This window comes from Burkholderia sp. A9 (assembly GCF_000801975.1).
On the sequence record NZ_JSZN01000008.1, the window covers coordinates 38,814 to 60,166 of the forward strand.

21 protein-coding genes are annotated in these 21,353 nt (G+C 68.0%); 6 read left to right on the forward strand and 15 right to left on the reverse strand.

Annotation, left to right across the window (positions count from 1 at the left end):
* The first annotated feature begins 185 nt into the window (after positions 1-185).
* Complete coding sequence (locus PI86_RS05255; protein WP_014897429.1) at positions 186-713, forward strand: YhbY family RNA-binding protein; 528 nt, start codon at positions 186-188, stop codon at positions 711-713.
* Positions 714-762: 49 nt separating this feature from the next.
* Here PI86_RS05255 and PI86_RS05260 read toward each other — a convergent pair whose 3' ends face one another.
* From PI86_RS05260 to gloB, 8 genes are all read right to left on the reverse strand, one after another.
* Complete coding sequence (locus PI86_RS05260; RefSeq protein WP_014897430.1) at positions 763-1,221, reverse strand: DUF4149 domain-containing protein; 459 nt, start codon at positions 1,219-1,221, stop codon at positions 763-765.
* A 14-nt stretch (positions 1,222-1,235) separates the two neighbouring features.
* Complete coding sequence (gene greA / locus PI86_RS05265) at positions 1,236-1,712, reverse strand: transcription elongation factor GreA (RefSeq protein WP_014897431.1); 477 nt, start codon at positions 1,710-1,712, stop codon at positions 1,236-1,238.
* 118 nt (positions 1,713-1,830) lie between these two features.
* A complete protein-coding gene (gene carB, locus PI86_RS05270) occupies positions 1,831-5,085 on the reverse strand; it encodes a carbamoyl-phosphate synthase large subunit (protein ID WP_039319498.1) in 3,255 nt (1,084 codons plus the stop codon).
* A 49-nt stretch (positions 5,086-5,134) separates the two neighbouring features.
* On the reverse strand, positions 5,135-5,806 hold the full coding sequence (gene leuE / locus PI86_RS05275; RefSeq protein ID WP_039319500.1) for a leucine efflux protein LeuE: 672 nt from the start codon (positions 5,804-5,806) through the stop codon (positions 5,135-5,137).
* A gap of 37 nt (positions 5,807-5,843) precedes the next feature.
* A complete protein-coding gene (gene carA, locus PI86_RS05280) occupies positions 5,844-6,989 on the reverse strand; it encodes a glutamine-hydrolyzing carbamoyl-phosphate synthase small subunit (RefSeq protein ID WP_039319502.1) in 1,146 nt (381 codons plus the stop codon).
* Between the two features lie 361 nt (positions 6,990-7,350).
* Complete coding sequence (locus tag PI86_RS05285; RefSeq protein WP_039319504.1) at positions 7,351-8,583, reverse strand: MFS transporter; 1,233 nt, start codon at positions 8,581-8,583, stop codon at positions 7,351-7,353.
* A 168-nt stretch (positions 8,584-8,751) separates the two neighbouring features.
* A complete protein-coding gene (locus PI86_RS05290) occupies positions 8,752-10,311 on the reverse strand; it encodes a transglycosylase SLT domain-containing protein (RefSeq protein WP_039319507.1) in 1,560 nt (519 codons plus the stop codon).
* A 151-nt stretch (positions 10,312-10,462) separates the two neighbouring features.
* Positions 10,463-11,269: a hydroxyacylglutathione hydrolase gene (gene gloB / locus PI86_RS05295; RefSeq protein ID WP_039319510.1), complete on the reverse strand. Its 807-nt coding sequence runs from the start codon at positions 11,267-11,269 to the stop codon at positions 10,463-10,465.
* 18 nt (positions 11,270-11,287) lie between these two features.
* Here gloB and PI86_RS05300 point away from each other — a divergent pair, with 18 nt between their 5' ends.
* The 3 genes from PI86_RS05300 to dnaQ are packed head-to-tail and all read left to right on the forward strand — an operon-like array spanning position 11,288 to position 13,322.
* Entirely contained in the window at positions 11,288-12,100 is an 813-nt protein-coding gene (locus PI86_RS05300) for a class I SAM-dependent methyltransferase (RefSeq protein WP_014897438.1), read from the forward strand.
* On the forward strand, positions 12,097-12,549 hold the full coding sequence (gene rnhA, locus PI86_RS05305; RefSeq protein WP_014897439.1) for a ribonuclease HI: 453 nt from the start codon (positions 12,097-12,099) through the stop codon (positions 12,547-12,549). Before PI86_RS05300 ends, rnhA begins: the two co-directional genes overlap by 4 nt.
* 38 nt (positions 12,550-12,587) lie before the next feature.
* Positions 12,588-13,322 carry a DNA polymerase III subunit epsilon gene (gene dnaQ / locus PI86_RS05310; protein WP_014897440.1) on the forward strand — a complete coding sequence of 245 codons (735 nt, stop codon included), beginning with the start codon at positions 12,588-12,590 and terminating at the stop codon, positions 13,320-13,322.
* Between the two features lie 33 nt (positions 13,323-13,355).
* Here the strand turns inward: dnaQ and PI86_RS05315 are convergent, their stop codons facing one another.
* Entirely contained in the window at positions 13,356-13,688 is a 333-nt protein-coding gene (locus PI86_RS05315) for a YnfA family protein (RefSeq protein WP_014897441.1), read from the reverse strand.
* Between the two features lie 530 nt (positions 13,689-14,218).
* On the opposite strand from PI86_RS05315, the gene proP reads away from it, so the two are divergent.
* On the forward strand, positions 14,219-15,703 hold the full coding sequence (gene proP, locus PI86_RS05320) for a glycine betaine/L-proline transporter ProP (RefSeq protein ID WP_039319515.1): 1,485 nt from the start codon (positions 14,219-14,221) through the stop codon (positions 15,701-15,703).
* A 109-nt stretch (positions 15,704-15,812) separates the two neighbouring features.
* Here proP and PI86_RS05325 read toward each other — a convergent pair whose 3' ends face one another.
* Complete coding sequence (locus tag PI86_RS05325; protein ID WP_039319539.1) at positions 15,813-16,013, reverse strand: hypothetical protein; 201 nt, start codon at positions 16,011-16,013, stop codon at positions 15,813-15,815.
* A 320-nt stretch (positions 16,014-16,333) separates the two neighbouring features.
* Positions 16,334-16,963: a glutathione S-transferase family protein gene (locus tag PI86_RS05330; protein ID WP_039319518.1), complete on the reverse strand. Its 630-nt coding sequence runs from the start codon at positions 16,961-16,963 to the stop codon at positions 16,334-16,336.
* Between the two features lie 192 nt (positions 16,964-17,155).
* Here PI86_RS05330 and phaZ point away from each other — a divergent pair, with 192 nt between their 5' ends.
* Positions 17,156-18,379 (forward strand): polyhydroxyalkanoate depolymerase, encoded by a 1,224-nt coding sequence (phaZ, locus tag PI86_RS05335; RefSeq protein ID WP_039319520.1) that lies wholly within the window; start codon positions 17,156-17,158, stop codon positions 18,377-18,379.
* Here phaZ and PI86_RS05340 read toward each other — a convergent pair.
* From PI86_RS05340 to PI86_RS05355, 4 genes are all read right to left on the reverse strand, one after another.
* Entirely contained in the window at positions 18,366-19,034 is a 669-nt protein-coding gene (locus PI86_RS05340) for a phosphoribosyltransferase (RefSeq protein ID WP_039319541.1), read from the reverse strand. The two genes, phaZ and PI86_RS05340, sit on opposite strands and share 14 nt — an antisense overlap.
* Positions 19,035-19,223: 189 nt before the next feature.
* Positions 19,224-19,745 (reverse strand): phospholipase D-like domain-containing protein, encoded by a 522-nt coding sequence (locus tag PI86_RS05345; RefSeq protein WP_039319523.1) that lies wholly within the window; start codon positions 19,743-19,745, stop codon positions 19,224-19,226.
* Between the two features lie 149 nt (positions 19,746-19,894).
* On the reverse strand, positions 19,895-20,827 hold the full coding sequence (gene mdcH / locus PI86_RS05350) for a malonate decarboxylase subunit epsilon (protein ID WP_039319525.1): 933 nt from the start codon (positions 20,825-20,827) through the stop codon (positions 19,895-19,897).
* Positions 20,824-21,353: triphosphoribosyl-dephospho-CoA synthase (locus PI86_RS05355; protein WP_039319529.1), on the reverse strand; the 530-nt coding region annotated here is incomplete at its 5' end. The genes PI86_RS05355 and mdcH, both read right to left, overlap by 4 nt.

Sequence of the window (21,353 nt, forward strand, 5' to 3'; positions counted from 1 at the left end):
GAGATTGCTGCTATTTGCTTCGTGAAGCCGTGCTTTTGGCGGATAATACGCGTCTTCTTCGCGCGGCTGCGGCCCCTTCCGGGCCCATGCCGCGATTTTACGTGGTTTCGGCGCGCGGCTGACGCGGTAACTTCCCGCGATTCGCTTCTGACGCAGCGCGCCCCTATTTAGATTTCGACATTTCCATGCCCGCCCTTTCGCTTTCCCCCGCCGAGCGCTCCGCGCTGCGCTCCCAGGCCCATGCGCTCAAGCCCGTCGTGCTGATCGGCGCCGAAGGGCTGACCGACGCCGTGCTGAAGGAAATCAAGGTGCACCTCGCCGCGCACCAGCTGATCAAGATTCGCGTGTTCGGCGACGAGCGCGACGAGCGCGTCGCCATTTACGACGAGATCTGCGACCGCCTGAGCGCGGCGCCGATCCAGCACATCGGCAAGCTGCTGGTGATCTGGAAGCCCGAGGCTGCCGCAGCGGCCCCGGCCCGCGGCCGTCGTGCCGGCACGCTGCCGAGCGCGGCCGAAGCCATCGACGACAAGAAAGGCCGTGCACCGCGCACCGTCAAGGTCGTCAAGGTGTCGCCGAACGCGAGCCCCGTGCGCCGTCCGAGGCCGGTGAAAGTCACGGTGCGCGGCAACGAGCGCGTGACGGCAGGCGGCACGGTGAAGCGTGCGAAAAAGCGTCAGGCCAGCACGAAGCGGCCGCACCAGGACAAGTAATCCTGCTGCGCGGCACGGGGCATCCCGTGCCGCCCTGCCCGCGCGGCGCTCAGGCGTCGCGCGCCGGCAGACGCCAGATCAGCATCAGCCCCAGCACGCTCTCGACGAGATAGAACAGGCTCGAGACACCGTGCAGCATCCCGAAGCGGCTCGCATACGGCGAGTTCGCGATATCGGTGCCCGCATCCATCGCGGCCACCCGCAGCGCGTTCATGAACGGCTGCAGCGCAAAATACCCGACCAGCACGCACGCGACCATCGCCGCGACGATCCAGCGCACGCGACGATAGTCGCCGCTGCCACGTCGTACCTGCTGGTTCGACAACGCGAGCAGCAGCACGCCGCACACGACACCGAGGATCGCCTCGATGCGAAACAGCTGGGCGGCGACCGAACCGGCCGTCATCCGCTCCAGCATCTTGAACAGCACGGGCGCGACCGCATACCCGATCGTCAGCAGGCTGCCGACCCACACGGCCGACAGCAGACGGAACACCCGATGCGGCATCACGTCGCCCCGCTTCAGATGTAGCTGACCGAGATGATTTCGTATTCGCGCACGCCGCTCGGTGCCTGCACGGCCGCGACGTCGCCTTCGGACTTGCCGATCAGCGCACGTGCGATCGGCGAGCTGACCGAGATCAGGCCGTGATCGATATCGGCTTCGTCGTCGCCGACGATCTGATACTTGACGGTGTCGCCCGACTCGAGATCCTCGAGTTCGACCGTCGCGGCAAACACCACGCGACCGTCGGCGTCGAGCACCGTCGGATCGATGACTTGCGCGGCGGACAGCTTCGATTCGAGTTCCGCGATGCGACCCTCGATGAAGCCCTGCTTTTCCTTCGCGGCGTCGTATTCGGCGTTTTCGGACAGATCGCCCTGTGCGCGGGCCTCCGCGATCGCGTTGATCACGGCCGGCCGCTCGACGGACTTGAGGCGCTGCAATTCATCGCGCAGTTGCCCCGCGCCACGCTTTGTCAACGGAATGGTGCTCATAAACGGCTCAATCGCTAAAAACGGCTATAAAAAAAATCACCGCGATTAAGCGCGTTTCCGGCGAACCGGAAACACCGCTTAACCGCGGCACGTGTTGCTTCGACAGGTAACTGACTGCTTAGTTTAGGCGAGCGTGAAGACCTTGTAAATCATAGACTTCCAGATCCTTCAGGTAGCGCAAGCCTTCGACGGCCGCGCGCGCGCCCGACATCGTCGTGTAGTACGTGACCTTATGCGCCTGCGCGCTCATGCGAATCGAACGCGAATCGGCGATCGCCTGGCGCGTCTCGTCGACCGTCGTGAACACGAGGGCGATCTCGCCGTTCTTGATCATGTCGACGATGTGCGGACGGCCGTCCTTCACCTTGTTCACGACCTTCACCGGCACGCCGGCCGCTTCGATCGCGGCAGCCGTGCCCTTGGTCGCGACGATCGGGTAGCCGAGGTCGTGCAGCATGCGCGCGACTTCGACGGCCTTCGGCTTGTCCGCGTCCATCACGGTCAGCAGCACCGTGCCCGACTCCGGCAGGCGCGAACCGGCCGCGAGCTGCGACTTGAACAGCGCTTCGCCGAACGTCTGGCCGACGCCCATCACTTCGCCGGTCGAGCGCATTTCAGGCCCGAGGACCGGATCGACGGTCGGGAACTTGACGAACGGGAACACCGCTTCCTTCACGCTGAAGTACGGCGGCTCGACTTCCTTCGTCACGCCCTGCTGCGCGAGCTTCTGGCCGACCATCGCACGCGCCGCGATCTTCGCGAGCGGCAGGCTGGTCGCCTTCGACACGTACGGCACCGTGCGCGACGCGCGCGGGTTCACTTCGAGCACGTAGATGATGTCCTGCTTCGAACCGTCCGCCTGCGGCACCTGCTGGATCGCGAACTGCACGTTCATCAGGCCGACCACGTTCAGCGCCTTTGCCATCGCGCCCGTCTGGCGCTTCAGCTCGGCGACGGTTTCCTTCGACAGCGAGTACGGCGGTAGCGAGCATGCCGAGTCGCCCGAGTGGACGCCCGCCTGCTCGATGTGCTCCATCACGCCGCCGATGAACACGGCGTCGCCATCGCAGATGCAGTCGACGTCGCATTCGATCGCGTCGTTCAGGAAGCGGTCGAGCAGCACCGGCGAATCGTTCGACACCTTCACGGCCTCGCGCATGTAGCGCTCGAGGTCGCGCGGCTCGTGGACGATTTCCATCGCGCGGCCACCCAGCACGTACGACGGACGCACGACGAGCGGATAGCCGATTTCGGCCGCCAGCGCGAGCGCTTCGTCTTCGGCGCGCGCGGTGCGGTTCGGCGGCTGGCGCAGGCCGAGGTCCTGCAGCAGCTTCTGGAAGCGTTCGCGGTCTTCCGCCGCGTCGATCATGTCCGGCGACGTGCCGACGATCGGCACGCCGTGCGCCTCGAGGTCGAGCGCGAGCTTCAGCGGCGTCTGGCCGCCGTACTGGACGATCACGCCGACCGGCTTTTCCTTGTCGACGATCTCGAGCACGTCCTCGAGCGTCAGCGGCTCGAAGTACAGGCGGTCGGACGTGTCATAGTCGGTCGACACCGTTTCCGGGTTGCAGTTGACCATGATCGTTTCGTAACCGTCCTCGCGCATCGCGAGGGCCGCGTGCACGCAGCAGTAGTCGAACTCGATACCCTGGCCGATCCGGTTCGGACCACCGCCCAGCACCATGATCTTCTTGTTGGTGGTCGGCTGCGCCTCGCACTCTTCCTCGTAGGTCGAGTACATGTACGCGGTTTTCGTCGCGAACTCGGCCGCGCAGGTATCGACGCGCTTGTAGACCGGGCGCACGTTCAGTTCGACGCGGCGCCTGCGGACGTCTTCCGGCGTCGCGCCGAGCAGCTTCGCGAGGCGACGGTCGGAGAAACCGCTCTGCTTCAGGTAGCGCAGTTCGTCGAACGACAGCGACGCGAGCGTGCGGCCCGACAGCGCTTTTTCCTTCAGGACGATCTGTTCGATCTGCTCGAGGAACCACGGGTCGATCGCGGTTTCCGCGAAGATCTCTTCGGCCGTCATGCCGATGCGGAACGCATCGCCGACGTACCAGATGCGGTCCGGGCCCGGCTCGTGGATCTCGATCGCGATCTCGTCGCGGTCGGTCGACTTTTCGTCGAGACCGTCGACGCCGACTTCGAGGCCGCGCAGCGCCTTCTGGAACGATTCCTGGAACGTGCGGCCGATCGCCATCACTTCGCCGACCGACTTCATCTGCGTGGTCAGGCGCGAATCGGCTTCACGGAACTTCTCGAACGCGAAACGCGGGATCTTCGTGACGACGTAGTCGATCGTCGGCTCGAACGACGCCGGCGTCTGGCCGCCGGTGATTTCGTTCTTCAGCTCGTCGAGCGTATAGCCGACCGCCAGCTTCGCCGCGACCTTCGCGATCGGGAAGCCGGTCGCCTTCGACGCGAGCGCCGACGAGCGCGACACGCGCGGGTTCATCTCGATCACGACCATGCGGCCGTCCTTCGGGTTGATCGAGAACTGCACGTTCGAGCCGCCGGTGTCGACGCCGATCTCGCGCAGCACCGCGAGCGATGCGTTACGCAGGATCTGGTATTCCTTGTCGGTGAGCGTTTGCGCCGGCGCGACCGTGATCGAGTCGCCGGTGTGCACGCCCATCGGGTCAAGGTTTTCGATCGAGCACACGATGATGCAGTTGTCGGCGCGGTCGCGCACGACTTCCATCTCGTATTCCTTCCAGCCGAGCAGCGACTCTTCGATCAGCAGCTCGCGCGTGGGCGACAGGTCGAGACCGCGCTTGCAGATCTCTTCGAATTCTTCGCGGTTGTACGCGATGCCGCCACCCGAGCCGCCGAGCGTGAACGACGGACGGATCACGACCGGGTAGCCGCTGCCGCCGGTGCCGGCCATGATTTCGGCGTGCACCTGGGTCGCTTCTTCCATCGAGTGCGCGATGCCCGACTTCGCGGAACCGAGACCGATCTTGGTCATCGCTTCCTTGAACTTCTGGCGGTCTTCCGCCTTGTCGATCGCTTCCGGCGACGCGCCGATCAGTTCGACGCCGAACTTCTCGAGCACGCCGTGGTGGTGCAGGTCGAGCGCGCAGTTCAGCGCGGTCTGGCCGCCCATCGTCGGCAGGATCGCGTCCGGGCGCTCCTTCTCGATGATGCGGGCGACGACTTCCCACGTGATCGGCTCGATGTAGGTCACGTCGGCCGTGTTCGGGTCGGTCATGATCGTCGCCGGGTTGCTGTTGACGAGAACGACCTTGTAGCCCTCCTCACGCAACGCCTTGCAAGCCTGCGCGCCCGAATAGTCGAACTCGCACGCCTGGCCGATGATGATCGGGCCGGCGCCGATGATGAGGATGCTCTTGATATCTGTGCGTTTTGGCATGGCTTGTGAATTCAGTAAGTAATCGTTGTCGTGGGTCGGCCGGCTGCGCTCAGCTCATGGTGGCGAGCGCGAGCTTCACCGAGAAACCGATGAACAGGCCACCCACGCTGCTCGCCGCGCCCGCCGCGAGCTTGCGGCGACGGCGGAAATGCTCGGCGAGCCGTGCTCCCGCGAAGATCAGCGTGCTCAGGTACAGGAAGCTCGCGCCTTGCGCGATCGCCCCGAGCACGACGAACGACAGCGCGGGATGCGGAAATGCCGGGTCGACGAACTGGATGAAGAACGAGATGAAGAACAGGATCGCCTTCGGATTCAGGAGGCTCACGACCAGCGCTTTGCGGAACGGCTTGTCGAAAGACCGCTCGCCGTCGACCGCAGGCGGCGCGTCAGCCGACGCATCGGCACGCGCGCGCAGCTTTTGCCACGCGCTGCGCAGCATCCCGGTGCCGATGTACAAAAGGTACGCGGCACCACCGTACTTCACGACGGAGAACAGCAGCGGATTCGCCTTCAGCAGCGACGCGACGCCCGCGGCGGACAGCACCATCAGCACCGTGTCGCCGACGAACACGCCGCAGGCCGCGCGATAGCCGGCCTTCACGCCGCGCTGCGCCGCGAGCGACAGTACGTACATCGAGTTCGGCCCCGGCAGCAGGATGATGAAGATCACGCCGAACACGTAGGTCCAGATATCCGTGATGCCGAGTGCGTGGCCGAACATGATGCGAATCTCCCGTTCTTCGGTTGCTTCAGTTGCGTCAGGCGTTGCGCTGCTTCGCCGCGTCCATCAATGCGGTGAAACGGTCGAACAGATAGCCGATGTCGTGCGGGCCGGGCGACGCTTCCGGGTGGCCCTGGAAGCAGAATGCCGGCTTGTCGGTCAGCTCGAAGCCCTGCAGCGTGCCGTCGAACAGCGACACGTGCGTCACGCGCGCGTTGGCCGGCAGCGAATCCGCGTCGACCGCGAAGCCGTGGTTCTGCGACGTGATCACCACGCGACCGTCGCCGAGATCCTTCACCGGGTGGTTCGCGCCGTGGTGGCCCGTCTTCATCTTCAGCGTCTTCGCGCCGACCGCGAGACCCATGATCTGGTGACCAAGGCAGATGCCGAACGTCGGCACGCCGCGTTCGATGAATTCCTTGGTGGCCGCGATAGCGTAGTCGCACGGTTCCGGATCGCCAGGGCCGTTCGACAGGAAGATGCCGTCCGGATTCAGCGCGAGCGCATCTTCCGCGCTCGCCTCGGCCGGCAGCACCGTCACGTGGCAGCCGCGCTCCGCGAGCATGCGCAGGATGTTGTACTTGACGCCGAAGTCATACGCGACGACGCGGTACTTCGGTGCTTCCTGCATCCCGTAGCCGCTTTCGAGGCGCCATTCGGTCTGCTTCCACTCGAACGACTTGGTGGTCGACACGACTTTCGCGAGATCCATGCCCGCGAGGCCCGGGAACGAGCGCGCGAGCTCGATCGCCTTCTCCGCGTCGTCCGAGCCGGCCAGGATGCAGCCGCTCTGCGCGCCCTTGTCGCGCAGGATACGGGTCAGCTTGCGGGTATCGATGCCGGCGATCGCGACGATGCCTTCGTCGCGCAGGTAATCACCGAGCGTGCGCTCCATGCGGAAGTTCGATGCGAGCGTCGGCAGATCACGGATGATCAGGCCGGCGGCATGGACTTTCGTGGCTTCGACGTCTTCGGCGTTCACGCCGACGTTGCCGATATGCGGGTAGGTAAGCGTGACGATCTGACGCGCGTAGCTCGGGTCAGTCAGGATTTCCTGATAGCCGGTGATCGCGGTGTTGAACACGACTTCGCCGATCGTATGGCCTTCGGCCCCGATCGAATAACCACGAAAGACCGTGCCGTCGGCGAGTGCAAGCAAGGCGGGAGAAAAAGACGGCAACACGGGAGGCTCCTTGGGGAACACCCTGCTGCCGACCTGTTTACCCTGCCGCGCGAGCGCCGCGCTGCGTAGGCGCGCGGAATCGCTAGCTGGACGCGACCTGCGTTGTCGAGACGCGAACCCGGCGCGTGGCGCACGAGGCTTCGCGGCAGCGCCCGACAGGCGGCGTGCGGCGGATGAACGGGATGAGTGAGGTAGGCGCTAGGGTGCGAGGTTGATCAGCACAAACTTTCAAATTATAGCCCGAAAATGGCCTTATCTTCAATCGACATGGCCATCCGATCGCGCATGCGGCGCCCGCGACGCCGTGGCATCGCATGCGGCATTCCCTGCTGCGGCCCCGTTTCCGCGACCGCCCTACCCGTCAGCGTACCGCCGGATCAACCTGCTTGCCAGCGTCGCGCGCGGGCCACGCGCACCAGGCCGCGCTCGCGAGCTGCAGCGCGATCAGCACGCTCCACGCGGTGACGTGCGCGGCGACCGGGTAATGGCCGTCGAGCGCCGGCCAGTGCGACAGCACCGCGCCGATGCCGATCTGGATCGCAAAGATCAGCACAAAGATCACGAGCGTCAGCGTCGTATTCACGCGGCCGATCAGATGAGCGGGAAAGTGGCCGGCCAGCACCGCATAGGTCAGGATCCCGACCCCGCCGAACATCCCGTAGGCCGCCCACAGCACGGCCGGCGGCAGCGGCACGCGCGCGACGATCGCAGCCTGCGTCGCGACGAACAGCGCCATGCCGACGCCGCAGAATGCCTGGACGGACACGCCGCGCCGCTCGAGCACGCGCGCCGCCGCACCGAAGCCGACGCAGCCGGCCATCATCGCAAAGCCGAGCACCGATACGAGCCGCGCGGCGTGCTGCGCATCGAACCCGGCGACATCGCGCAGGTAGGCCCCGACCCACAGCGACTGCATCGCGTAGAACACGCCCTGCGTGACGATCGAGAACGACGAGATCTTCCAGAACGCGCGACTGCCCAGGATGTGCCAGGTGCCCTTGAACTGGCTGACGAGGCCACCCTGGTGGCGCGGCCGCTCGGCCTCGGGCGCGCCGAAACCGATCGCGGCCGCGACGACGAGCGTCAGCACCGCAAGGCCGCCGCAGATCACGCGCCAGCTGGTCAAGCCGAGCAGCCAGGTCAGCGGCGAGCCGACCGCGACGCCGCCGAGGCCGCCGACGGCCATCACGAGACCGTTGACGAGCGGCAGCCGGCCGACCGGAAAATGCTGCGCGAGCGCCTTGAACGCCGCACCGAGGCACACCGATACGCCGACGCCGATCAGGAGCCGGCCGATCATCATCGTGCCGAGGTCGTGCGCGACGCCGAACACCGCGGCGCCGGCGGCCGCGAACACCAGCATGCCGGCCGCCACGCGACGCGGGCCGAAGTGGTCGAGCAGCACGCCGGCCGGAATCTGGGCGCCGGCGAAGCCGAGGAAATAGAGACTGGTAAGCAGCCCGAGATCGGCGGCCGACAGCCCGAGCTCGTGCGTGACGAACGGCGCAAAGCCGAGATTGACGCCGCGGAACACATACGACACGAAATACCCGATCGCAAACAGCGCGAGCACCCTCACCTGCACCGACGACATCGCTTCTCCTTGCGTGGTTGCCCCAGGCCCACGAAGCAGCGGCCCCACTGCCCGCGCAAATGAAAACGCCGTCACCTCGGTGACGGCGTTGCTTCGCGTTTCATCGGATGATAACCCATTCGCGTGGCCCGTCCGGACCGACGCGACGCCATCATGACCGCGCGAGTGTTACTTCTTCTTGCCCTTGTGCGCGGCGGCCTTGGCCGGCGCCGCCTTCGCGCCCCGGGCCGCGGGCTTCGCGGCGGCGTGCTTCGCACCGCGCGACTTGCCGCCCACCGCCAGGCTCGCACGCTCGACATGCGCGCTGCCGACCGACGTCGCGATCCGCTCGGGGCCCGGCTCTGCCGGCACCGTACGGCCGACCGGCACGTGCAGCACGAGCGTCTGGCCCGGCATCACGAGATCGCGGTGCGTGCGGTTCCATGCCTTCAGCTGGCCGACCGACACGCCGTAGCGGCCGGCGAGCGCCGCCATCGACTGCTTGCGGCGCACGCGGATCAGCATCTTGCGCGTGTCGGGGACGTCGGGCTCCATCGCGAGCGCGCCGTTTTCCGCGACGTCCGCACTGATGTCCTCGTCGTCGTCATCGCCGCGCGGCACGACGATCGTCGAACCCGGTTTCAGGCGCATGCCGGCCGGAATCTTGTTGACCGACATCAGCGTATCGGCGTCGACGCCGATCTTCTCGGCGATCGCGGCCGGACGCGCGCGCTCGCTGACCGTGTAGGTCGTCCACGTCGACAGCTGCCCGTTATAGGCCTTCAGGTTCTTCTCGAACGCCGCCGCGTTGTCGAACGGCAGCAGGATCTGCGGCTCGGTCGCACCGAGGATCACCGGCTTCGAGAACGACGGGTTCAGCGAGCGGAATTCGTCGAGCGGCAGGTTCGCGAGCTTCGCGGCCACCGCCACGTCGATGTCGCGCGACGTCGTGACCGTCACGAAATACGGGTGGTTCGGGATGTCCGGCAGCGTCAGGCCATACTGCTGCGGGCTCGCGATGATGTTCTTCACCGCCTGCAGCTTCGGCACGTAGTTGCGCGTCTCGTTCGGCATCCGCAGGCTCTGGTAGTCGGTCGGCAGGCCGGCCGCCTGGTTGCGCGCGATCGCGCGCTGCACGTTGCCCTCGCCCCAGTTGTACGCGGCCAGCGCCAGATACCAGTCGCCGAACATGTCATGCAGGCGCGACAGGTAGTCGAGCGCGGCGCTCGTCGACGCGAGCACGTCGCGGCGCTCGTCCTGCCACATGTTGCGCTTCAGATTGTACGTGCGGCCCGTGCCGGGCATGAACTGCCACATGCCGGCCGCCTTCGCGACCGACAGCGCCTGCGGGTTGTACGCGGATTCGATGAACGGCAACAGCGCGAGCTCGGTCGGCATGTGGCGCGCCTCGAGCTCCTCGACGATGTGGTACAGGTACTTCTGCGAGCGCTCGGTCATGCGCTGCACGTAATCGGGACGCTGCGTGTACCACGTCGTTTGCATGTCGACGAGGTCGCTCTGCAGGTCAGGCATCTGGAAGCCGCGACGAATGCGCCCCCAGAGATCGGTGTCTGCGCTGGTCAGGTCGCCGACGGATTGCTTGTCGACGTCGACGGTTTCTTTAGCGGTGGCTGATTTACGGAGGTAGTTGGACGCCGCCTGCGAATCGGCGGCGTTGTTGGCGACAGGAGCCTGGCTCGCACAAGCGGCGAGCAGCAGGACCACCATCGCACTCAATATAAGTCGCATGAAAATCTCGGCTTCCGACGGCTGGAAATTGCTGGCGATACTACGGAAGTGCGTGCTTCACGTCAATAAAAACACCGAAAACTCAGCGAAATCCTACATTTGGAGCAATTTTTACAGACTCCGCTTGAGCTTTGGAGTCCTCCGGAAATCATCATCGGAACCGGTTTTTCCACTCGCGCATCAGCGTGAACGCCGCCAAACGATCCGGCACCGTTTCGTGCAGCTCGGCCTCGAGCGTCGCATGAATCGCCACGCTGTCCGCCCGCATGAACGGGTTGACGGCACGCTCGTGCGCGATCGTGGTGGGCAGGGTCGGCACGCCGCGCGCGCGCAATGCCTGCGCATCGTCGCGCCAGGTGGCGAGCGCCGCATTGCCCGGCTCGCACGCGAGCGCGAAGCGGATGTTCGACAGCGTGTATTCGTGTGCGCAATGCACGTGCGTGTCGCCCGGCAGCGCCGCGAGCGCGTCGAGCGACGCGAGCATCTGCGCAGGCGTACCCTCGAACAGGCGACCGCAGCCGCACGAGAACAGCGTGTCGCCACAGAACACATGCGGGGTGGCGGCGCCCTGCCCGGCCGCCTGGAAATAGGCGAGGTGGCCACGCGTGTGACCGGGCACGTCGAGCACGTCGAAGGCGAGCGCCGGCGCGTCGAGCGTCACGCGATCGCCACCCGCCAGCGGCCGCGTGACCACGCCGATCGCCTCGGCCGCCGGGCCGTAAACCACGAGCGGCGCATCGTCCGGCTGGCCATCTTGCAGCGCGGCGACACCGCCGACATGGTCGGCGTGATGGTGCGTGAGTAAAATAGCGGTCAACCGCCAGCCGCGTTCGGCAAGAACACGGCGTACCGGCGCGGCTTCACCCGGATCGACGGCGATCGCATCGCGGCCGTCCGAGACGAGCCAGATGTAGTTGTCTTCGAATGCCGGTACCGGCACGTATTCCAGCTCGTTCATGGGCGCGCAATCATCGTTATGTCCGATCGTCAAATTATAGACTGGCCCGCCTGGACCGACTCGCCGCCCGGCCGCTACGTGCTGGACTGGGAGCAGGCGCAGCTCGACCGGATCGTGTCCGACGTATTCGGGTTTCATGCGCTGCAGCTCGGCCTGCCGCAGCTCGACGCGCTGCGCGAGAACCGCATGCCGTATCGCGGCCTCGTGCTCGATCCGGCGAGCGGCGCGAGTGCGCCCTACCAGTACCCGTGGGCGCGCGAAGCGCGCGCGCCGGAGCATGCGCCGGCCGATCGCAGCACGACCTGGTGCGATCTGCTCGACCTGCCGTTCGAGTCGCAGAGCGTCGACCTGATCGTGATGCCGCACACGCTGGAATTCACGTCCGACCCTCACCGCCTGCTGCGGGAAGCCGAACGCGTGCTGATGCCGGAAGGCCAGCTCGTGATCACCGGCTTCAATTCGCTCAGCCTGTGGGGGATGCGCCAGTCGTTCGGGCGCATGGCCAACCGCCCGTTCGTGCCGGCCGCGCGCGACCAGATCGCATTCATCCGGCTCAAGGACTGGATCAAGCTGCTCGGCTTCGATCTCGAGCGCGGCCGCTTCGGTTGCTACCGGCCACCGCTCATCACCGACAAATGGCTGGCCCGCTACGGCTTCATGGAAGCCGCCGGCGACCGCTGGTGGCCGATCTTCGGCGCCGTCTACATGGTCACGGCCGTCAAGCGCGTGCGCGGCATGCGCCTCGTCGGCCAGATCAAGATGAAGAAGCCCGTGCTCGCACCGGGCCTGACGCCGGCAGCCACCCCGACTACCCATCAAGAACACTCATGACTACCGACACCACCGACACCATCGACATCTATACCGACGGCGCCTGCAAGGGCAACCCCGGCCCCGGCGGCTGGGGCGCACTGCTGCGCTACGGCGACCGCGAAAAGGAGCTGTTCGGCGGCGAACCCAACACGACCAACAACCGGATGGAACTGATGGGCGTGATCGCCGCGCTCGAGGCGCTGAAGCGGCCGTGCCGCGTGATCGTCCATACCGACTCGCAATACGTGCAGAAAGGCATCAGCGAGTGGATCCACGGCTGGAAGAAGAAAGGCTGGATCACCGCATCGAAAACACCGGTGAAGAACGCCGACCTGTGGAAGCGGCTCGACGCGCTCGTCGCGCAACACGAGGTCGAGTGGCGCTGGGTGAAGGGCCACGCCGGCCATCCCGAAAACGAACGCGCGGACGCGCTCGCAAATCGCGGCGTCGAATCGCTGGTGGCCTGAACGCAGGCCGCCCTCCTGTCTTTCCCGATTTATCCGACATGCGCCAGATCATTCTCGATACCGAAACCACCGGCCTGAATCCCCGCACGGGCGACCGCCTCATCGAAATCGGCTGCGTCGAGCTGCTGAACCGGCGGCTCACCGGCAACAACCTGCACATCTACGTGAACCCCGAGCGCGACAGCGATCCGGGCGCGCTGGCGGTGCACGGCCTCACGACCGAATTCCTGAGCGACAAGCCGAAGTTCGCGGAAGTCGCCGACCAGATCCGCGACTTCGTGAAGGACGCCGAGCTGATCATCCACAACGCGCCGTTCGACCTCGGGTTCCTCGACGCCGAATTCGCGCGGCTCGACCTGCCGCCGTTCACCGAGCATTGCGGCGGCGTGATCGACACGCTCGTGCAGGCCAAGCAGATGTTCCCCGGCAAGCGCAACTCGCTCGACGCACTGTGCGACCGCTTCGGCATCAGCAACGCGCACCGCACGCTGCACGGCGCACTGCTCGACTCGGAACTGCTCGCCGAGGTCTATCTCGCGATGACGCGCGGCCAGGACAGCCTCGTGATCGACATGCTGGACGACGCGCTCGCCGACGGCGGCGCGGCGAACGGCCAGCGTGTGGCGCTCGCGTCGCTCGACCTGCCGGTCGTCGCGGCGAGCGACGACGAGCTCGCCGCGCACCAGACCCAGCTCGACGAACTCGACAAGTCGGTCAAGGGCACCTGCGTGTGGCGCAAGTCCGCCGACGCGGACGCTGCCGGCGCCGCCTGACGCGCTACGCAGCGACTACGCCTGCAGCCGCGCCTACACGCGCGGCTGCAGCGCGATGACGGCCATCCCGCCGAGCGCGAGCAGCGCGCCGGCCACATCCCAGCGGGTCAGCGCGACGCCGTCGACCACCCGCAGCCAGATCAGCGCCACTGCGATATACACGCCGCCGTACGCCGCGTACGTGCGCCCCGCCGCGCTCGGGTGCAGCGTCAGCAGCCATGCGAACAGCGCGAGCGACAGCGCGGCCGGCACCAGCAGCCAGCCGGGCCGCCCATCCTTCAACACGAGCCACGGCAGGTAGCAGCCGACGATTTCGGCCAGCGCAGTGACGGCGAACAGCGCCGCGATCTTCATCAGTTCGGTCATCCGGTTCCTCGTGGATTCCCCGCCAGTCACGGGGGGCAGCGCGACCCCGCCGCGCGCCGCCGATCATACCGGAGCAGGCCCCGCCGGAAGCCCCGCTACACGGGGGATTCCGGGCAATTTGCACGATCTTCCGTCATCGTGCTATCATGTCGCCTGTTTCAACATTCAATCTCTGTCTATTCGATTTCGCAAGAAGTCCGTCCGCGCGTTGCGGGCCGGTGCTTCGACCGAAATTGCACCCACAGGAAAGCCCGCCCGACAGGCCCGCTTTTCTCGTTTCGTTGCCCCTCCGGGGCGCTTGCCGGAACGCCGGACCCAGTCCGCACCGGCATCTGCCGCTCGCATCACGCGGCCCATTCTTCATGAGCGCACCGTCGCGACGGCCCATCGGGCCCGCGTCGAAGCAGTCCCTTACAGCCCTTTATTCCGTAAGTGCTTAATGGCCTGCCCCGACGCGCAGCACACGACATCGCGCTCGCCGGCAAACCGTGTCGGACGGCCCGCCCGTTCCGGCGCAGTCAAAGGAGTGCATGACCTTGACCGCAACACACGTCAGCCCGACCGCTGCTGCTTCCTCCACGTCGTCCGGCGAGGCCCCGCTCGCCGCGGACGACATTACCGTCGTCGACCAGAGCCTGCTCAAGCGCGCCGTCAGCGCAATGGCCATCGGCAATGCGATGGAATGGTTCGACTTTGGCGTCTACAGCTACATCGCCGTGACGCTCGGCAAAGTGTTCTTCCCGTCCAGCAGCCCGTCCGCGCAGCTGCTCGCGACCTTCGGCACGTTCGCCGCCGCGTTCCTAGTGCGCCCGCTCGGCGGCATGGTGTTCGGCCCGCTCGGCGACCGCATCGGCCGCCAGCGCGTGCTCGCCGCCACCATGATCATGATGGCCGTCGGCACCTTCGCGATCGGCCTGATCCCCAGTTACGCGTCGATCGGCATCATGGCGCCCGTGCTGCTGCTCGTCGCCCGCCTCGTGCAGGGCTTCTCGACCGGCGGCGAATACGGCGGCGCCGCCACCTTCATCGCCGAATTCTCGACCGACAAGCGCCGCGGCTTCATGGGCAGCTTCCTCGAGTTCGGCACGCTGATCGGCTATGTGATGGGTGCAGGCGTCGTCGCGCTGCTCACCGCGTCGCTGTCGCAGGAAGCGCTGCTGTCATGGGGCTGGCGCGTGCCGTTCCTGATCGCGGGTCCGCTCGGCCTGATCGGTCTGTACATCCGGATGAAGCTCGAGGAAACGCCGGCGTTCAAGCGCCAGGCCGAAGCGCGCGAAGCGCAGGACAAGGCCGTGCCGAAGGTGCGCTTCCGCGAGACGCTGCTCGCCAACTGGCGCGCGCTGCTGCTCTGCGTCGGCCTCGTGCTGATCTTCAACGTGACCGACTACATGGTGCTGTCGTACCTGCCGAGCTTCATGTCGTCGACGCTGCACTTCGACGAGTCGCACAGCCTCGTGCTCGTGCTGATCGTGATGGTGCTGATGATGCCGCTGACGCTCGCCGCCGGCCGCCTGTCGGACCGGATCGGCCGCAAGCCCGTGATGCTGGCCGGCTGCGTCGGCCTGCTGGTGCTGGCGATCCCGTCGATGATGCTGATCCATGCGGGCAGCACCGCGTCGGTGTTCGGCGGCCTGCTGATCCTCGGCGTGCTGCTGTCGTGCTTCACCGGCGTGATGCCGTCGGCGCTGCCGGCGCTGTTCCCGACCGAGATCCGCTGCGGCGCGCTCGCGATCGGCTTCAACGTATCGGTATCACTGTTCGGCGGCACGACGCCGCTGATGACCGCGTGGCTCGTCGACGTGACCAATAATCTGATGATGCCCGCGTACTACATGATGGGGGCGGCCGTGATCGGCATCGTGTCGGTCGTCGCGCTCGCCGAAACCGCGCGCCAGCCGCTCAAGGGCTCGCCGCCGGCCGTCGCGTCGCGTCGCGAGGCACACCAGCTCGTGCGCCAGCTGCGCGAGGAAGACGACACGGAAATCTACGGCGTCGTGTCGACCGCACGCGCCTGAGCGTCGCACATGAAAAAGCCCCGGCCGAAGCCGGGGCTCGATCGAACCCGATCCGCCCGACCGGCTTGCGCCGGCCGGGCTTTTTATTATCTGCGCGCCATACGCGCGCTCATGCGTGGTGCGCTTCGCAGTGACGGCAGAAGATCAGCGCGCGCGACCGCGACACGGCCGCCTGCGCGCCGCGCGCGGCGACGATCAAGCCGACCTGGCCGAGATTGAAATCGCGCTCGACCATCAGCTGCGTCAGCGCGGCAAGCGGCAACACGACGGACGGGTGGTACAGGCTCGATTCGATCAGCGCTCTCATCATCGGCTCCATCAGGTAATGCATATTCGATGGAGTGGATTCTAGGGATGGCCGGTATCCGGATAAACACCGCGAATGCGAAGTCACTTGTCAGCGGTTGCGAACAATCGGCTGCGCCTTGCCGGGCGGGCCTGGGCGGGTGGCGAGCAGCGCCGCGGGAGCGCGCACGGATCGACGCGAGGGGGTTTTCCGGACGCCGCGCCGCACGAAAATGGCCGGCCGGGCGTCCGATTACCGCCGGCCGGACCGATGCGCGCCGGATGTCGGCACCGGTGGGGTCGGACCGGTCGCGCCGCCCCGGGCGGCCGAAGCGGCCGGCGCCTTCAGTCGAGCGGCGTCTCGACAAACGCCGGCAGCACTTCCGCGCGCGCCGAATGTGCGGCGAGCGCCGGATAACGGGCCGGATCGATCCGGCCGAGCGGCGGGTAATCGGCGGCCATGAACTGCGTGAAGCGCCACGCGACCGCGACGCTCACGTCGGACTGCAGCAGCCGTGCGCCGCCGAACCAGCCGTTCGCGGCCGCGACGCGCGGCTCGAGTTCGCCGTACGCGGCCTCGAGCTGGCTCAGCACGCGCTCGAGCCACGGTGCATGCTGCTTCTCGGCCGGCCGCAGCGCCTGCTCGTACACGACCTGCACCGTCTTCTCGGCCGCCGCCAGCGCGAAGCCGACCGGCACGAGCGCGCGCAGTCGCGCATCGGCGGCGTCGGGCAGCAGGCGCCGCTCCGGCGCGACGCAGTGGTCGAGGTAGTCGACGATCAGCGACGAATCGATCAGCGTCGTCCCGTCGTCGGTCACGAGCGTCGGCGCCTTCACCACCGGGTTGATCTCGCGGAATCGGTCGAAGTGGCGGAACACCGAGATCGACTCGTGTTCGAACGGCAGGTCGAGCAGCTTCGCCGAAATGGCGACACGACGGACGAACGGGGAATCCAGCATGCCGATCAGCTTCATCGCAAACGCTCCGCTTGAAAGAATGGGACCGACGACTGTAGCAGCGCCGCGCGCCGCCGCCTAGCGCGGCGCGGCGTCGCCGCGTGCTCGATGCGCGCTTGATGCACGTCACTCGGTCACGTATCCGACACCCGCTGCGCGGCCAGAGTGACCATAATGCAGATTCACGCCCCTTCCGTACCAAGGTTCGCCATGTGGTATGCCGTCGTCGAGCAGCAGCGGGAATGGATGCGCGCCTGGCGCGCGGCAACGCGCCACGCGTTCGACGTGTGGCCCGCCGCGACGCTGCCGTACGCCGCGTCTTCCTGCTATGACGACCTGTTCGAACCGCTGCTCGGGCCGGCCGCCGGGCCGCCGCGCTTCGATCTCCAGCGCCCCGCCGTCGACGAGCGGATCGTCGCGCGCACGCCGTTCTGCGACCTGCGCCGCTTCACGCGCGGCGACGCACGGCGCACGGTGCTGCTGTGCGCGCCACTCGCGGGCCACGCGGCCGTGATGATGCGGGAAACCGTCGAGGTGTTGCTCGCCGACGGCGACGTCGGCGTGACCGACTGGGTCAATGCGCGTGACGTCCCGCTCGCGTCGGGCCGCTTCGGGCTCGACGAGTACGTGGCGACGCTCGACGGCTTCGTCGACGCGCTCACCTGCGACGATCGGCCGCTGCACGTCGTCGCGGTGTGCCAGGCGACCGTTCCCGCGCTCGGCGCCCTCGCGCTGCGCGCCGCGCGCGGCCTGCCGCCGCCCGCGAGCGTCACGCTGATCGGCGGGCCGCTCGACGCGCGCGTCAACCCGACCACGCTCGGCACCACCGCCGCATCCCGCTCGCTCGCGTGGTGCCGCCGCCACCTGATCGACATCGTGCCGCCCTGCTTCGCTGGCCGCGGCCGGCATGTGTTCCCGACCTATCTTCAGCAAGGCGAGATCGCGCTGCTGTATCCGCAGCGCTTCCTGGTGCTGATCGAGGACTACGCGCGGGCCGCGTCGCATCTAGACATGGCGGCGCTGGCCGACGCGCGGCGTGCGCTGCGCGAATACACGGCGCTGCTCGACATGCCGGCCGAATACTTCCTGGATACCGTCGATATCGTGTTCCAGCGGATGTGCCTCGCGAACGGCACGTGGGACGTGGGCGGCCGGCGCGTCGAGCCGGCCGCGCTGCGCGGCGTCGCGCTGCTGACCGTCGAAGGGGCGTGCGACGCGGTCACGGGCGCCGGCCAGACGCATGCGGCGCTCGACATGTGCCGCGGCCTCGCGGCCGGCCAGCGTCACCGCGCCGATATCGGCGATTGCGACCACTATGGGCTGTTCACCGGCGCGCGCTGGCGCGGCGACGTCCATCCGGTGCTGCAGCGCGTGTTCGCGCAGGCCGAAGCGGACCACCCCGGACCGCGCCGACGCCGGATCAGGCGGACGTGATGCCGCCGTCCTGCGCGCGGGCCGCGTCGAGCAGCGCGCGCACCTCGTCGTCCGCGGTCTGCTCGAAACGCGCGTAGAACTGGCTGATCCCGAAGAACGACTCCGGCTGCGACACCGCCACGAACGCGTCGGCCAGATCGTCGAACGCATGCCGGGCGCTGGCCGGCGCGACGGGTGCGGCGGCCACGATGCGCGCAGGATGGCGCTCGCGCAGTGCCTGCAGCGCGACGCGCATCGACGCGCCGGTCGCGACGCCGTCATCGACCACGATCGCGATGCGCCCCTCCACCGGGAGCAGCGGCCTGGCGCCGCGATACAGTGCGTCGCGGCGCTGCAGCTCGACGGTTTCGCGCGCGATCAGCTCGGCGAGCTGGCCGTCGGTCGCCCCCATCGCGCGGATCGCCGAGTGCTGCAGATGGATCGCCCCGCCGGTCGCGATCGCACCGATCGCGAATTCGGGATCGGACGGCATGCCGAGCTTGCGCACGACCAGCACATCGAGCGGCGCGCGCAGCGCCAGCGCGACCGGGAACGCAACCGGCACGCCGCCGCGCGGCAGCGCGAGCACGACGACGTCGTCACGCCCCGCGTAGTCCTGCAGCGCATGCGCAAGCCGACTGCCCGCGTCGGCACGATCGACAAAACATTCGGTCACGATCGGCTCCCTGCCATTGCGCCGGATGCGCGACACCCGCGCCGGCGCCTGTCCAACGAGCATGGTTCATCGGCGGCGCCGATGCAAGGGGGGTCATACCGGCGGGTGCGGCGCGTGGCTCGTGGCGAAGCAAGGGATTGGGCGCGTTCGCCCGGACTGGGCCGGCCTGGGCGGGCGACGGGTCGGCGGTCAGAGCCCGCCGGCCTGCCGGTAAAGCCGCCAGAACGACTGCGCGTACGACTGCGCGAGCTCCGGTGCGCGGTGGAACACGTTCACCGTGTCCGCATGCGCGGCCGCGCCGTCGGACAGCGTCGTCAGCGCGACACTGTCGTCCACGATCACGAAGCGCGGCGCGGGATCGCCGTGCCGCGAGTCGATCGCGACATCGATGCCGGCCGATTTCAGATAACCGGCGCCGCTGTACTTGCCGGTGCGCGACGAGCGCGCCAGCACGACCCGCACTTCGATCCCCCGCGCGCGCGCCGCCCGCAGCGCCGCCGCGACCGCGGGCGGCACATACGCGTAGCCGGCCAGCAGCACGCGGCGCTGCGCGTTCTCGATCAGGTCGACCGTCGCGTCGGCCGCCGCGTTGTCATATGAAAAGTACCTGCCGACCGATGCGGCGTCGGACGGAATCGGGCTGGCGTGGGCGGTCGCCGCGCAGGTGAGCGCGGTGAGGAGGAAGGCGGCTGGTCTCATGGCGGGCGCCATTGTAGCGACGCCAATTCGCGTGGCAAGCGCCTGCTGCAGCGCTGCTGCGCCGGCGCAACACCCGGCGCGAAACGACCGGCCGGCGGGCCGTTTTCCAAGCGGGGTCGAAGCAGTCCAGAAGCGTGTTCCGGCCGCTTGCGCGGCGTCGGTCAGCCGGCCGCGACGCGCGCGAGCCAGCTCGCGACGCCGTCGACGGAGCGGAAATCCGCGACACTGCGCGCCGGCAGCGCCGGATACGCGCCACTCGCCATCTCGACCAACGCGCGGCCCGGGCCGAGCTCGAGAAACGCGGTCGCGCCGGCCTCGACGCACGCGGCCAGGCAGGCCGCCCACTCGACCGGCTCCGCGATCTGCCGCGCGAGCTTGTCCAGGCCCGTCTGCACATCGAGCACCGACGCGCCGTCGATCCCCGAAAACAGTCGCGTGCCGGGCAGCGGCCGGCGCACGCTCACGGCGGCCAGCGACGCGCGAAACACGGGCGCCGCCGACGCGAGCCGGCGCGTGTGCGACGCGATCCGCACGCACACGGGCGCGACGCGCAACGCACCAGCGCGCACCGCGTCGTCGGCCACCGCGTCGACGTCGCCCTGCCGCCCGGCGACGACGAACGCGTCGCCCGGATTCGCGATCGCAATCGCCGCGTCGCGGCCGTCGCACAGTTGCGCAAGCCGCGCGCGCGTCAGCCCGCGCACAAACACCATCCGTTCATCGCCGCCGCTCGCGGCATCCATCGCGCGGGCACGCGCATCGGCGAGGTCGAGCGCGTCGTGCGGATCGATCATCCCCGCGACGCTCCACGACGCGACTTCGCCGACGCTGTAGCCCGCGACGCAGCGACGCCGCGGCCACACCGCATCGAGCAAGGCGGTAGCCGCCAGCGCCTGCACCGTGCAGAGGATCTGCGCGGCGCGGTTCTCGCGCAGCGCGTCCGGCTCGGCCTGCCGCACCCAGTCGCGCGGATCGTCGCCGAGGAGCCGGCCGGCATGCGCGAACAATGCGTCGGCCTGCGGCACCGCGCCGGTCAGCTCGAACATGTCCGCGCGTTGTGCGCCTTGCCCCGAGCACAGAATCGCCAGCGTCATCGCCCCTCCTCGTCCGCTTCGAGCGCATCGACGAACACGCTCATCGCCAGCAGGTCGGCCGCGCCGCCCGGGCTCAAGCGGCGCGCGACGAACGCGCGGTGCGCGGCGACCGCGTGCAGCCGCCAGTCACGCGCACGCACGCCGCCGCGGGCCACGAATGCGCGTGCGGTGGCGTGCGCGAAATCGAGGCCGGCCTGGCCGCCCCGGTGCAGCAGATTCGTATCGTCGAGCGCGGCGATCAGCGCGAAGCACGCGTCCACGCGCGCGGCTTCCGGATCGTCGGGCACACTGCGCTGTGCCCGACGCAGCGCCGGCAGGCCGACACCGTACACGGTCGTGAAGCCGTCGGCCGCCTCGCGGCGCGCGCCGCCGACGCCGTAGCGGCGGCTCGCCTGTTCGCCGTGACTGTCGGGCAACCGTGGACCGCCAAGGATCTCGGTACCCCACCGCTGTGCGACGTACGCGCCGAGCGTCATCGTGCGCGCCGCCGTGCCGGGCGGCACCGTGCGCCGGCCCGCGGCCGCGC